General features: G+C 53.7%; 11 protein-coding genes and 1 pseudogene. 3 read left to right on the top strand and 9 right to left on the bottom strand.

Annotated elements, in window-relative coordinates; genetic code table 11:
- Positions 1-4 precede the first annotated feature (4 nt).
- Genes hutW through ACHHZ7_RS13530 form a run of 3 tightly spaced genes read right to left on the bottom strand, consistent with a single transcriptional unit; the run spans position 5 to position 4,332 of the window.
- A complete protein-coding gene (hutW, locus tag ACHHZ7_RS13540) occupies positions 5-1,342 on the bottom strand; it encodes a heme anaerobic degradation radical SAM methyltransferase ChuW/HutW (protein ID WP_060682637.1) in 1,338 nt (445 codons plus the stop codon).
- 18 nt (positions 1,343-1,360) lie between these two features.
- A complete protein-coding gene (locus tag ACHHZ7_RS13535; RefSeq protein WP_032942568.1) occupies positions 1,361-2,185 on the bottom strand; it encodes a hemin ABC transporter substrate-binding protein in 825 nt (274 codons plus the stop codon).
- A gap of 2 nt (positions 2,186-2,187) precedes the next feature.
- Positions 2,188-4,332, bottom strand: a complete 2,145-nt coding sequence (locus tag ACHHZ7_RS13530; protein ID WP_192464018.1) for a TonB-dependent siderophore receptor — start codon at positions 4,330-4,332, stop codon at positions 2,188-2,190.
- Positions 4,333-4,621: 289 nt separating this feature from the next.
- Here ACHHZ7_RS13530 and cueR point away from each other — a divergent pair, with 289 nt between their 5' ends.
- Positions 4,622-5,032, top strand: a complete 411-nt coding sequence (gene cueR / locus ACHHZ7_RS13525; protein ID WP_008783984.1) for a Cu(I)-responsive transcriptional regulator — start codon at positions 4,622-4,624, stop codon at positions 5,030-5,032.
- Here the strand turns inward: cueR and ACHHZ7_RS13520 are convergent.
- From ACHHZ7_RS13520 to ACHHZ7_RS13505, 4 genes and pseudogenes are all read right to left on the bottom strand, one after another.
- Positions 5,029-5,745: a DUF3142 domain-containing protein gene (locus ACHHZ7_RS13520; RefSeq protein WP_060682636.1), complete on the bottom strand. Its 717-nt coding sequence runs from the start codon at positions 5,743-5,745 to the stop codon at positions 5,029-5,031. The two genes, cueR and ACHHZ7_RS13520, sit on opposite strands and share 4 nt — an antisense overlap.
- Positions 5,715-7,859, bottom strand: a pseudogene (locus ACHHZ7_RS13515) (hypothetical protein). The gene ACHHZ7_RS13520 and the pseudogene ACHHZ7_RS13515 overlap by 31 nt, the downstream one beginning before the upstream one ends.
- A 19-nt stretch (positions 7,860-7,878) precedes the next feature.
- On the bottom strand, positions 7,879-8,337 hold the full coding sequence (locus tag ACHHZ7_RS13510; RefSeq protein WP_048235951.1) for an NfeD family protein: 459 nt from the start codon (positions 8,335-8,337) through the stop codon (positions 7,879-7,881).
- The gene (locus tag ACHHZ7_RS13505) at positions 8,334-9,251 is read right to left on the bottom strand and encodes an SPFH domain-containing protein (protein ID WP_003831073.1); all 918 of its coding nucleotides are present in this window, start codon (positions 9,249-9,251) and stop codon (positions 8,334-8,336) included. The genes ACHHZ7_RS13510 and ACHHZ7_RS13505 overlap by 4 nt, the downstream gene beginning before the upstream one ends.
- Before the next feature lie 133 nt (positions 9,252-9,384).
- On the opposite strand from ACHHZ7_RS13505, the gene fetA reads away from it, so the two are divergent.
- Both fetA and fetB read left to right on the top strand, forming a co-directional pair.
- A complete protein-coding gene (gene fetA / locus ACHHZ7_RS13500) occupies positions 9,385-10,062 on the top strand; it encodes an iron efflux ABC transporter ATP-binding subunit FetA (RefSeq protein ID WP_060682634.1) in 678 nt (225 codons plus the stop codon).
- Positions 10,049-10,828: an iron efflux ABC transporter permease subunit FetB gene (fetB, locus tag ACHHZ7_RS13495; RefSeq protein WP_008783989.1), complete on the top strand. Its 780-nt coding sequence runs from the start codon at positions 10,049-10,051 to the stop codon at positions 10,826-10,828. Before fetA ends, fetB begins: the two co-directional genes overlap by 14 nt.
- Before the next feature lie 105 nt (positions 10,829-10,933).
- On the opposite strand, the gene ACHHZ7_RS13490 is transcribed toward fetB, so the two are convergent.
- Together ACHHZ7_RS13490 and ACHHZ7_RS13485 are read right to left on the bottom strand one after the other, a co-directional pair.
- The gene (locus ACHHZ7_RS13490; RefSeq protein ID WP_048226259.1) at positions 10,934-11,788 is read right to left on the bottom strand and encodes a co-chaperone YbbN; all 855 of its coding nucleotides are present in this window, start codon (positions 11,786-11,788) and stop codon (positions 10,934-10,936) included.
- Positions 11,789-11,846: 58 nt separating this feature from the next.
- A complete protein-coding gene (locus ACHHZ7_RS13485) occupies positions 11,847-12,617 on the bottom strand; it encodes an SDR family oxidoreductase (protein WP_060682633.1) in 771 nt (256 codons plus the stop codon).
- Positions 12,618-12,654: the final 37 nt, after the last annotated feature.

Genomic DNA, 12,654 nt, shown 5'->3' with positions numbered 1-12,654 from the left:
CCTTTTATGGTTGCTCTACCGCAATGCGCGGCGCGTTAAGTTCCTGAATCAGTTCATCAAGAGACTGCAAAATATTGCTCGCCCAAAAACGCCCTTCATTGGTCAGGCGTACACAGGTGCTGGCATCTCGCGTCAGTCCTGCGTGATGCCATTGGGTCAGTAGCGGGGCCAGTTTTTGTGCATGAGGCGTCAGCTCATCCAGCGGAACGCGGGCCGTCTCAATACCAGCCTGGAGAGTGTGTCGCCACTGGAAACCACGCTCGGCGGTGCGCATCATCATCATTAGCGGTTTTTTTCCGGCGGCGATAGATTCATGCCATGTATTCAGGTTGCGCTCGACCATCCAGGAATAGCCATTGACTGACCCTCCTGCGCCAGAGCCGAATGCCAGACAGTCTGCACCCTGTTTAATCAGCAGGTTGTACAGATTGCGTTCCCGTGTGGTACGCGCCCAGTGGCTGTTGCTGATGCAGCGCCAGCCCGCGCTGTCCATGAAATCGCAGCCCTGAAGATAGAGATCGCGGCGTTCGGCGGGAGAGGGAACGGTTGTGCGCCCGGTTTCAACCGCTTTGCCAAGCGGTGTATTAGGGATCAGATTCAGCGCATAAAGATCTACGCCATCGAGGCCGATGTCGCGGGCAATCGCCAGATCCTCGCCCCACAGTTTTGCGTCTTGTCCTGGCAGACCAAACAGCAGATCGCACACCACGGCGGCACGATCTCGTTTTACAAGTCCCTGCATAAAGGCCGTCGCGGTCGGGCCGTCCGAAGTACGCGCCATTTTCTTGCGGATTCGGCTGTTAAAAGACTGAATACCGATTGAAAATCTATTGGCGCCAGCGTCAAGGCTGGCATCAATTCGCGCATCGTCAAAATTGAGCACCCGTCCCTCAATGGTGATTTCGCAGTCCGGCGCCAACGGTAGCTTGTCACGCAGCGCGGTAATGATTCTGGCCAGGTCCTGTGCAGACAGCGCAGAAGGCGTACCGCCGCCAAAATAGACGGCGTGAATGGGGGCCGACTGATGTAATGCGCTATCAGCTTCCATCTCTATTTCGCGCAACAGCGCGTTGGTGTAGAGGGCGCAGTTGTCTTCTTCAAATCGGTTTTGATAAAAACCGCAGAAAGTACAATGTGTTGCACAAAAAGGAATATGCAAGTACACCAGCCGTTTACGCGGTGGGGTTGGCTGGTTGATGACCTCCTGCCAGGTCTGTGACAATAGCTCTTTGGCAACCGGGATCGCCCCACGCCAGGGCATCGTGGCGCGGCGATCCTTAAATGGCTGACTTCCCTCGAGCGCAAAATGCGCGGTGAGATCCAGCGAATGTTCAGTTTTCATTCTTCTTAATAAATCCAGTTAGTGAGGCCAGAATTGCTGGTGCAGGGCTTCAACCGCATCGGCGACGCGTGGTCCCATTCCCAGAATCAGCGCCTGGTCTACCGCCACAATGCGCTGGTTTTTCCAGGCCGCAGTGTGGGTAATACCGGCAATCGCGCTCAGGCGAGCCAGACCGCCATCGACCATTTGCGACGTCACCACGATCACCTCCGGGTTGGCGGCGATCAGTGACTCCGCGCTGTAGCTTTTATACTGCGCATGGGTGGCGACATTTTGTGCGCCTGCGAGGGTCATAATGGCATCGGCAACGCTGCCTTTTCCGGCGATCTGAGGTGCGCTGCCGCCAGCAGAGAGAATGAACATGGCTTTGACCGGCGCGTTTTTCGCCGCCACGCTGTGCTTAATACGCTCCAGACGTTGCTGCAGGCGATTGACTAGCGCCTCACCTTGGTCAGGAATGTGCAGTGTTGTAGCCAGTTCTCGAATGTTGGCGTACATCTGTTCGACGGTGGCCGGTACGCGCGGCAACGTCACGACGTTAACCTTTTGCGCCCGCAACTGATCCAACACGATTTGGGGACCTGCATCCTGCCAGGTGATAAAGCTGTCTGGATGGAGCGACAAAATGCCCTCGCTGCTTAACTGCTTCCAGTAGCCGATATGCGGGAGTGCGGCAGTTTCGGGCGGATACGAGGTGGTTTCATCAACGCCAACCACCCGGTTGCCGACGCCCATGGCGTATACCAGTTCACTAAGCGAGCCGCCCGCCACCACCAGGCGGTCGGCGGACTGGGCACTGAAAACGCAGGCGAGGCTCAGTAAGCCAATCATGAGCTTTTTCATCGTCAGAAATTCCACGCAAAGCCAACGGCGGCATTGAAACCAGCATCTGGAATAGATTCATGTGCGGTTCTGTAACGCTTATCGGTCAGGTTGTTGAGCGCGAGGTTGACCTGATACTGGTCCTGCGGACCGAACTCGGTGTTGAATGCGAGGTTAAGTGTGGCCCAGCCTGGGTAGTTGATTTCCGTGGTGCCGGTATTATCTTTAGCGCTGGACGCCGCGCGGATAAAGGCATCGGACGTCACGTTAGCGACATTCATCAACCAGGTATATTTCAGGCCGACACGCCCGGTCAGCGTGGGTTCGCCGGTATCCCAGGTTTTTAGGGTATTGCCTTCGTACTGACGGCGAATGAGATTACCGCTCAGGTAAGGTGAAACCGCCCAGCCGTTGTATTCTGCGGTGAGTTCCATGCCCCAGGTTTTGGCCCGATCGATGTTTTCGTAGTAGTAATAGCCGCCCCGTGAAGAGGTGGTATTACCGCTGCAAACGGGTTGGCCTGAACAGGCCAGGCTGGCGATATAGTCTTTGGCTTCGGAGTAATAAATGGCGCCGTCAATCAGCCACATATTCCCTTTATACCGTGCGCCCAGCTCATAGTTATTCGAGTGTTCCGCCTTCAGGTTTGGGTTGCCGTAGGTCACGCTTCCGCCTGCGGACGTCTGCATAAACAGCTGAGTCAGCGTGGGGAAAACATAGCCCTGGGCATATGCTGCCCGGAGTTCAAGATCTTTAAAACCGGAATAGCGTAGGCTGGTTGAGGTCACCAGTTCATCATCGTGTACTGAATTTCCCCCGGTGGAATGCCAGGTGCTGCCGCTGCTTTGCAGGGTTTGCGTATCGTTGCGATTGAGCTTCGAAGACAGCCAGTACTGGCGTGCGCCTACGGTCCAGGTCCAGTCATCGGCAAAGCGCCAGTCGTTTTGCGCGAACAATGAGGTGTTGCTTTGCTCCGCTTCGTTGTATGACAGGGTGCGGGTTTGCGTATCGAAGAAGCCGGTAGCTGCGGTCTGGCGCGTACTGCCGTCCGTGTCCTGTTTGATTTTGTCATGCTGATATTGAGTGCCAATCACCAGCTCGTTGTTCGCGGGAAGGGAGAAATTGCCCTGCAGCGTTACCCCCTGGGTATACTGTTTGTCGTTGGTATTGGTTTGATTGTTTATCGTCAGCGCTTTAATCGCCGGGCTGGGGATTACCTGAGTCGTTTTGACCCGGTTTTCAAATTTGCGCTCTATTGTCTGGGTGTATGCGTCAACATGGATTTTCTTCAGGTAATCCCCGCCAGCCGCGTAGTCGTAGAAAAGACCGATTTTCTCGCGTTCCAGCTTAGGTATTTTGACGCTAAAGTCGTCGAACTGGCCCTCTGGATCGTCAAACCAGGTTTGAGTAGACAGTTTGTAACGATCGAGGGAGAGTCCGATTTTATGGCGATCGAAATTGTAGCCAAGCCACACGCCCTGGCCGTTATTACGGAAATTGGTGTCGGGCAATCTCCCGTCAGGCGTATCGCGGTCCCCCTGGTCGGAGTAGCTGCCATTGATGCGGTAGTCAAAGTTTCCGATGCTGCCCCAGGCTGCTGCTGATTCTTCCCATCCTGCCGTTGCGGAGTTATAAACGGCCTTAACGCTGCCGCCGAGAGGCTTATCGCCGCCTTTTTTCGTAATAAAGTTTACGACACCGCCAATCGCCTGCGAACCGTAAAGGACAGAGTAGGGGCCTTTTACTACTTCAATTCGTTCCAGCGCGGATTCGTCAATCAGCAAACCGGCCCCGTAGTTTTGCCCGGCGCGCTGGTAGCTGACGACCTGGCCGTCGATCAAAATCAGCACCCGCGAAGAGGCTTCGCCACGGATACGAATTTGTTTCCGGCCAGCGAGGGCGTTATCGGTGACTTCGACGCCGGGAATATCTTGTAAATCATCAGCAATAGAAACGCTGGTGGAGTTTTGCAGCGTCTGGCGATCGATAACCTGAATAGTTGCCGGGCTATCCCAGAGACTACTTTCAGAGCGGTTAGCCGTGACGATCACCGTATCATCGTCGGGCGCTGAAGCGTGTGTTGTAGAGGTAGCTGCAGAAGCAGCGCCGGACATGCATAATGTCAGGGCTGAAAGAATAAATGGCCTTTGGTTAATCCGTGGCAACATAAGAGAACCTTTATTAAATGTAAATGATCATCATTATCATTCGCATTTGTATATAAAATGTTTCCCTTTGTTCAACATGAAAGATGCATAACCAATATATCTTTTGATTTGAGTCAATTTTGTACGGTCAATAAATACTGAAATGTGATCTGTATCGGGTATAACAATGTGAATAGAAAGGATTTATTCATCTCTTTGTTGGCTTATAATGTGCAGAGTTCTCGGGTAAATGATTACGGCAATCTGGGCTATAATGTGGCTCAGCACCAACAAGCACCGCGGGGGAAATGTGAATATTAGCGATGTTGCGAAAAAAACCGGTTTAACCAGCAAAGCCATTCGCTTTTATGAAGAGAAAGGACTGGTGACGCCGCCGCTGCGTAGTGACAATGGCTATCGCACTTACAACCAACAGCATCTGAATGAACTGACGTTGCTGCGTCAGGCGCGGCAGGTTGGATTTAATCTGGAAGAGTGCGGCGAGCTGGTAAACCTGTTTAACGATCCGGCGCGTCACAGCGCGGATGTGAAAAAGCGCACCCTGGAAAAGGTGGCGGATATTGAGCGGCATATCAGTGAGCTGCAGGCCATGCGCTTGCATTTACTGGCGCTGGCGGACAGTTGCCCGGGTGATGACAGCGCTGAATGTCCGATTATGGATAATCTCTCCGGCTGCTGCCATCACAAAGCGAAGGCTTAACGGCGAGAAGGATTAAGCATAAACACCACCGTACCGCGGTACCACGGAGATTTCTCAAGCTGCGCTTCAGCCAGTGGATCTCGGCTACCGTTTTGCACCAGTCCCAGCTTAAATGGAATGCGCAGGCGGCTCAGCGCGGGTAGATACGCCTGATAATTCGTCACCGTGCGACGCCCCTGATAGCTTTGCACCACCAGTTCATCGACCGCCAACGCGTTCAGCGTAGCGACGTCGCCCGTTTTTGCCCAATCCAGTAGTCCGGTTACCCCTAGCGCAAACTCGGCCGGGAGCTGTTGGCGCAGTTGCTGCAGAAAGCGGGCGTAGTCGGTCAGTTGATGGGTCGCTGCGTCAAAATCAACCTGCAGGCCGACGACGTGATTCCTGGCGATCTGCCAGCGCTGCATCAACCGTATGATACGCGCCGGGATCTCTTCCGGTACGTCGAGGGTGGTAAAGCGTATGGTCAGCCAGATTGAGGGAAAAGACAGACGACTGACCGGCAGTCCGAGGCGCTGGAACACCACGTTACCGGAACGAACCAGTACCTCGCCCTGGTGCAGATAAACCGTTTGCGCGTCTTTCAGCTCGTCACTGGCCTTCACCCCAGACCACAGCCAGAAGGCTGAATGTTCACGGGCGGCGACGATATCCGCCGCCTGTGCCTGGCCGAGAAGCAGTGCGGTTACCAGTAATATTTGAGTTTTTGCGCCCACGGGCTTCCCGGATACTGCGTTTTCAGTTGGGTGAACTAGCCCTTACGCTGCAATTTGTCCACGTCTTCTCCGCCACATTCGTTAGCGCCTGATGGCGCATAGCACATGATGGCGCGATACAGCGCGAAGCTCTTATCTTCGACTTCCGCGGTGGGTGAGGTGATTACCTGCTGGTAGTAGCTCTGTCTGTCGAACTGGCCGAACGGTTTCTTGCGCGAGATAGCTGATTCAAGCACATCGTTGCCAGCGCTGTTTTTCCACAGATCAACATGTGTTTGCGTGGTGCGGAAGAATTCGCCAAGGCAGTTCAGCGCGTGAGCATCATCCGCTTTTTTTCTCAATACCGTTACCGTTTCATTGAGGCTGCGGCACGTATAACCCGCCTGCGCCGTGTCGCCATTCCAGTCGAATATGCTCAGGTTAACGTCATCAAACGCTTCGCCAATGACCGGTGATGTAATCGCGCTGGCCAGTTTTCTGTCAGTAAGCCAGTCGCCAAAACGATTATCTGTAAGATCCCGCACCAGCAGCGTATGCAACGCAATGGTACGCTCTTCGTTATTCCGGCCATGAACGGCCTGCTGGCGCAGCAGTTCTGGTGTGGCCTGCGTTTTCAGTACCTGCGAACGAAAGCGCAGGTTGGTCACCGCGCTATTCGGTGCGAAAACCGCTGCCACGTCGCCGCTATACACCAGCGTGGCGGCAAGCTTAGCCTGTACATATTGCTGCTGTTCGTTATCTAGGCTGAGTTTTAACAACTGCTGCCAGAAATTGCGCGCCTCGGCCCATTTCTTTTGGCCCATCAACGCTTCGCCGTACAGCACCTGTTCGCTGAAGGCGAGGGTATCGTGAGCGGCAAGTTTCTGCGCTGGCGTAACTGCCTGAATAATTGCCGCGTAGTTGCCCGTTGCCAGCCACAGATTCAGTTGCAGATCGCGCCATAGCGGCAGTTTTTGGCTCTGTTCAAACACCGGTTTGCTGGCGTCGAGCTGTGCCTGCGTCAGCGTCGGTTTGTTATTGTTTTCCAGGCGCAGCGCGCGTAGTAGTTCGATATAGCTGACTCGCGGCGCGTCGGGGAAGGCCTCAACGACGGACTGGTCGTAGAACGCCATGCCATAGACATTATCGTATTCGATGACATTTTCGCGCAGTTGCCGTGCGTCTGCCGACTGCTGCAAAGTCTGTTCATACAACCCGGCCAGCTGCGGCCATGACTGTAAATACCAGTTGATGCGACGAAACATGCCTCGTGAAGAGTCAGCGTAGAGTCCTTGGGGAAAACGCTGCAGATAGGCCTGCGCCAACTCTTGAGCCTGAGTGGCATCCTCGCGATTAATTTTCGCAATATCAAAATCGCCGTACTCGCCCACGCTGTTCTGACTGCTCTTGTTCAACGCCGTGCGCATCAGCATGTATTGCGCGGTCTCTGCCAGCCACGGACGATCGCTTTTGGCAAGTTGAGTGAAATCCCGTTCGGCACTGGCATAATCACCGACATAGAAACTGGCGGCTGCTGCCAGATAGCTTTTATAGGGCAGAGCTTGAGAATCTGCCGGGAAGGTGGCAAGAGAAGACTCAATTTGCTCGCGGGTTGCTCCGGAAAGCAGTCCTGTACGTGCCTGGGCTAAAGCCTGACGCTGTTCCGCTGTTAATGTGGAATCGGCCAACAGCGCGGCAAAAAAGGCGCTAACGCTCTCGGCGTTATTCGAAACATGACGGTTCTCTAGCTCAGCGTCATTGATGTTTATTTCGTCGGCGCTAATGTTCAGCTCGGCCATCTGTCGGGAGAGAGGACTGTCCGCGGCGGATGCCTGAGCTGCCGCTGTTTGCGGGGCAGCCTCATCCCATTGCGGGTGATAGGCAAAATAGAAATCACGGGAGCGGGTGATGTCTGCGGGCATTGATTGCACCGGCAGAGCAAATGATTTTTCCTGGCTCAGCAGCCGCAGCAGATTGTCGCGGCTGTCGTTTTCAGGGTTAAAGGTCGGCGTTCCCTTCAGCAGGCAGCTGTCGTCGCTCCATTTGCAGTCTTCCATATCGAACGAAGCGAATGCCTGCGGGGCGGCGGTCAGCAATGTGCAAAGGGCAAAGGCAAGGGATGTCTTCCTGACCATAATCTTATTTCCTGTCTCTTTAGTGTGATACCGCTTTTATAATCAGGGTGATTCCCTCAACGGCAATGACTTCAACCTGCGTTCCGGCGCTCAAATCATCGCGGGCGCTAACGGGCCAGGAGCTGTCGCCGACGCGCATATGTCCCCGGCCATTGACCAGGTTAGTTTCCAGAGTAAATCGACGGCCAACTAACTGTTGTCCACGTTGGTTAAGATGGCTGTCGGCTGGCTGCTGCTCCTGAACGCGTCTTGCCAGCCACTTCCACCACAGCCAGGCCGCCAGCAGGGTGAGGGCGGCGAACATCGCCCCCTGCCACGCCCAGTCTAGTGGAACGAGCCAGATGACCAGACCGGTAATCACCGCTGCCACGCCACTCCACAGCAGATAGCCGTTGCCGCCCAGCATCTCGGCGGCCAGTAACAGACCACCGAGGCTGAGCCAGAAGATATGCGGGTGCACCAGAATCATCGCTATCATGATTTTTTCCGCTCGCTGGCGCTGTCCTTAACCAGTTCGGCGATCCCGGCAATGGAACCCATCAGGCTGCTGGCATCCAGCGGCATCATCACCACTTTGCTGTTATTCGACGAGCCGATATGCTGCAGCGCTTCGGTGTATTTCTGCGCCACGAAGTAGTTCACGGCCTGAATATCCCCGGCGGCAATGGCTTCAGACACCATCTGTGTTGCGCGGGCTTCTGCTTCTGCGGAACGTTCACGCGCTTCAGCCTGTAAAAATGCGGACTGACGTTCACCTTCCGCGATGAGGATTTTCGACTGCTTCTCACCTTCGGCCTTGACGATTTCTGCCTGACGGATCCCTTCGGCTTCAAGAATGTAGGCGCGCTTGGTACGTTCGGCTTTCATTTGCGCGTTCATGGCGTCGATAAGTTCTGCCGGAGGACGCACGTCGCGGATCTCAATACGGGTGATTTTGATGCCCCAGGGATTGGTTGCCTCATCAACGATATGCAGCAGGCGCGTGTTGATGTTGTCGCGCTGGGAGAGCATTTCATCGAGCTCCATCGAGCCGAGAACAGTACGAATGTTGGTCATGGTCAGGTTGATGATCGCCAGTTCCAGGTTGCTGACTTCATACGCGGCTTTCGGCGCGTCGATCACCTGAATAAAGCACACAGCATCAATCGAGACGTTGGCGTTATCTTTGGAGATGACTTCCTGAGAGGGGATATCAAGCACCTGTTCCATCATATTGATCTTACGACCAATGCGGTCCATGAACGGTACAACAAGGCTTAAACCCGGTTGCAGGGTTTTGGTGTAACGGCCAAAACGCTCTACCGTCCACTGATATCCCTGCGGGACGATTTTGACGCCTGCGCCGACGATCACCAGCGCGACAAAAATAAGAATAGGAATAAAAATGAGCATTGATGAAACCTCCTGTTGTGCTGTCCTTTACTGCCTCATTAGTCAAATTATACCCGATTTATCAAGGTGGGCTCCCCTATAATAAATTACAGGGATAGACTATCTGCACGAAAGATGTAAAAAGGGATTAGTAATGGAAGAAAGCAGCATTCTGCTTCAGTTAAAAAATGTCGCATGGCAGGCAGGGGCGACGCAGGTTCTTAATAACATCTGTTTTGATCTCCGCGCCGGAGAATTTAAGCTGATTACCGGCCAGTCCGGCTGCGGTAAAAGCACGTTACTCAAGATTGTGGCGTCGTTAATAAGTCAGACTGGTGGTGAGATTCTCTTTGAGGGCAAAGAGATAAATACCCTCAAGCCGGAAACGTATCGCCAGCAGGTCTCTTATTGCGCGCAAACGCCCGCTTTGTTTGGTGACACCGTTTACGACAATCTCATTTTCCCCTGGCAAATTCGCGACAAACGTCCGGATCCGGATGTGTTTCTGGCCGATCTGGCCCGCTTTGAGTTACCCGAGACGATCCTCAAAAAAAATATCAATGAGCTATCCGGCGGCGAAAAGCAGCGCGTCTCGTTAATTCGTAATTTGCAGTTTCTGCCGAAAATTCTGCTGCTTGATGAAATCACCAGCGCGCTGGATGAATCCAACAAGCGTAATGTGAACGAATTAATTCACCACTATGTTCGCGATAAGAATATTGCTGTGCTGTGGGTGACGCATGACAAAGATGAAATTGATCATGCGGATAACGTCATAACCCTTCAACCGCACGCCGGTGAAATGCAGGAAGTAAGTAATGAACGAGCATAATATTACCAATGAATCCTTGGCGTTAGCGATGATGCTGGTGGTGGTCGCGATACTGATCAGCAACAAAGAAAAGCTGGCGCTGGAAAAAGATATTCTCTGGAGCGTTTGCCGGGCAGTGGTTCAGCTTATTATCGTGGGCTACGTGCTGAAATATATTTTCGGCGTCAACCATAGCATTCTGACCTTATTGATGGTGCTGTTTATCTGCTTTAACGCGGCCTATAACGCGCAAAAACGCAGTAAATATATTGATAAAGCTTTTCTCTCGTCGTTTATTGCTATTACGGTGGGAGCGGGGCTAACGCTTTCGGTGCTGGTTCTTTCAGGCTCTATCGAGTTCACGCCGATGCAGGTCATCCCGATCTCCGGCATGATTGCAGGCAATGCGATGGTGGCGGTGGGGCTGTGTTACAACAATTTGGGGCAGAGGTTTAACAGCGAGCAGCAGCAAATTCAGGAAAAACTCAGCCTCGGCGCGACGCCGAAAGTGGCCTCCGCGCCGCTTATTCGCGACAGCATTCGCGCCTCGCTGATCCCGACGATTGATTCAGCGAAGACCGTGGGGCTGGTGAGTTTACCGGGAATGATGTCAGGATTGATCTTTGCAGGTATTGACCCGGTAAAAGCGATTAAGTATCAGATTATGGTGACGTTTATGCTGCTATCAACCGCCAGCCTGTCGACCATTATCGCCTGCTACTTAACCTATCGAAAATTCTATAATTCGCGCCACCAACTGGTGGTGACGCCATTAAAGAAACCGTGATGTGATGCCGTATGGCGGCTACCGCCATATCCGGCCGACGGGAATGAGGTGTTGGTTGTGTTTGTAGGCCCGATAAGCGTAGCGCCATCGGGCATGATGAACCAATTAGTACAACAGCGCGTACAGCTGGCGGCGATACTTCGAGGCCAGCGCATCACCGGTACCCAGTGCGGCAAGGATCTCCTGGAAGGTCTTACGTGCCTGACCATCGGCAGCCGTAAGATCTTTCTTCAGGTGGCTGAACAGTAATTCCAGCGATTCCTCGTTGCGCCCGACCTGGTGCAATTGAATAGCCAACTGCGTTGCCAGCGCCGCATCCTGTGGATTGCTGGCGACCTGCTGTTGCAACTGTTGGATTTCCGGCGTATCAGCGGCCTGCTTCAGCAGTTCGATCTGTGCGATCAGCCCTTGATAGCGGGTGTCCTGATCCTGCAACGGAATGGTTTTCAGTACCGCTTCGGCTTCATCAGAACGGTTCAGGGCGATTTGCGTTTCCGCCAGCAGCAGACCGATTTCGCTGCTCTGGTTGGAGATCTGCCAGGCTTCTTTCAGCAGCGGCAGCGCATCCGCGTGATTACCAGCTTCGATGAATTCGATAGCCTGGCGTGCTTTCAGCTCTTCTTCGCTCGGCAGCACTTTCTCCAGCAGCGCGCGAATAACCTCTTCCGGTTGCGGGCCCTGGAATCCATCTACCGGCTGGCCGTTCTGGAACAGATAAACCGTAGGGATCGCGCGCAGACCAAACTGGGAGGCGATCATCTGCTCGGCGTCGCAGTCCAGCTTAGCGAGAATAAACTGACCGTTATACTGGGCGGCAAGGCTCTCCAGTACCGGCGTTAATTGCAGACAATGCTGGCTGCGCTCAGACCAAAAATAGAACAGGACCGGTGTGGTCATCGACTGTTCGAGGGTCTGCTGTAGGTTCGATTCGTTAATGTTAACAATATTCTGTGTGGACATGGAGTTACTCTCTTTTGTCGATTTCTTGTTACATGGGGGCTGACGCGCGAGCTTCAACTCAACCCTGTAAAATTTTGTCCATTATGCGGCCTGGCAACAGGCGTTTAAGCAGCATCACTGCCCAGGTCACCAGCGTAACCGGATAACGTAGCTTTGGTTTATCGCTCTCAAACGCATGACGCACTTTGGCGACAACCTCTTCTGGTCCCAGCGTAAAACGCGCGGCAATGCCGGGATTTTCAACGGGAGCATCGCTCTGGGTCTGGTTGACGTTTTCGGTAAAGCGGGTACGGATGGGGCCGGGTTCAATCAGGCTGACCTTAATCCCGCTGTGGCGCAGTTCCATACGCAGTGCGTCGGACCAGGCTTCCAGTGCATATTTGCTGGCGGCATAGGCGCCGCGTCCCGGCGTTGAGATCAATCCCATCACCGATGAGGTCATCACAATGCGCCCTTCGCCGTGGGGTAACATGGCAGGTAACAGGCGCATGGTAAGCTGATGTGCGCCAAAGAAGTTGGCGGAAAACTGCTGTTCCATCTGTTCACGGCTGATGGTGGGCAGGGGACCATAGACACCGTATCCGGCGTTGTTAAAGATCCCATATAAACGATTATCGGTCAGGGCGATCACTTCATCGGCGGCACGATCCACGCTTTCGGGTGAATCCAGATCCAGCAACACGCCAGTGAATCCCATGCTGTTCATACGCGCGACATCGTCAGGTTTGCGACAGCCTGCCAGAATTTGAAAACCCTGGCGCTTTAGCTCAAGCGCACTTTCCAGGCCGATTCCGCTGGAACATCCTGTTATTAAGACCGATTTTTGCATAACTTTACCTGTCAGAATCTCCGTTGAATTACGAGTC

Origin of the sequence: Citrobacter freundii complex sp. 2024EL-00216 (assembly GCF_043945515.1) — a bacterium.
Classification (GTDB): Bacteria; Pseudomonadota; Gammaproteobacteria; order Enterobacterales; family Enterobacteriaceae; genus Citrobacter; species Citrobacter portucalensis.
Note: the sequence above shows the minus strand (reverse complement) of the source record. Positions and strands in the feature narration are given on the sequence as shown.

Coding starts and splice junctions, on each gene's coding strand:
- hutW (WP_060682637.1), bottom strand. CDS start 1,342: ATGAAAACTGAACATTCGCTGGATCTCACCGCGCATTTTGCGCTCGAG.
- ACHHZ7_RS13535 (WP_032942568.1), bottom strand. CDS start 2,185: ATGAAAAAGCTCATGATTGGCTTACTGAGCCTCGCCTGCGTTTTCAGT.
- ACHHZ7_RS13530 (WP_192464018.1), bottom strand. CDS start 4,332: ATGTTGCCACGGATTAACCAAAGGCCATTTATTCTTTCAGCCCTGACA.
- ACHHZ7_RS13510 (WP_048235951.1), bottom strand. CDS start 8,337: ATGATAGCGATGATTCTGGTGCACCCGCATATCTTCTGGCTCAGCCTC.
- ACHHZ7_RS13505 (WP_003831073.1), bottom strand. CDS start 9,251: ATGCTCATTTTTATTCCTATTCTTATTTTTGTCGCGCTGGTGATCGTC.
- fetA (WP_060682634.1), top strand. CDS start 9,385: ATGGAAGAAAGCAGCATTCTGCTTCAGTTAAAAAATGTCGCATGGCAG.
- fetB (WP_008783989.1), top strand. CDS start 10,049: ATGAACGAGCATAATATTACCAATGAATCCTTGGCGTTAGCGATGATG.
- ACHHZ7_RS13490 (WP_048226259.1), bottom strand. CDS start 11,788: ATGTCCACACAGAATATTGTTAACATTAACGAATCGAACCTACAGCAG.
- ACHHZ7_RS13485 (WP_060682633.1), bottom strand. CDS start 12,617: ATGCAAAAATCGGTCTTAATAACAGGATGTTCCAGCGGAATCGGCCTG.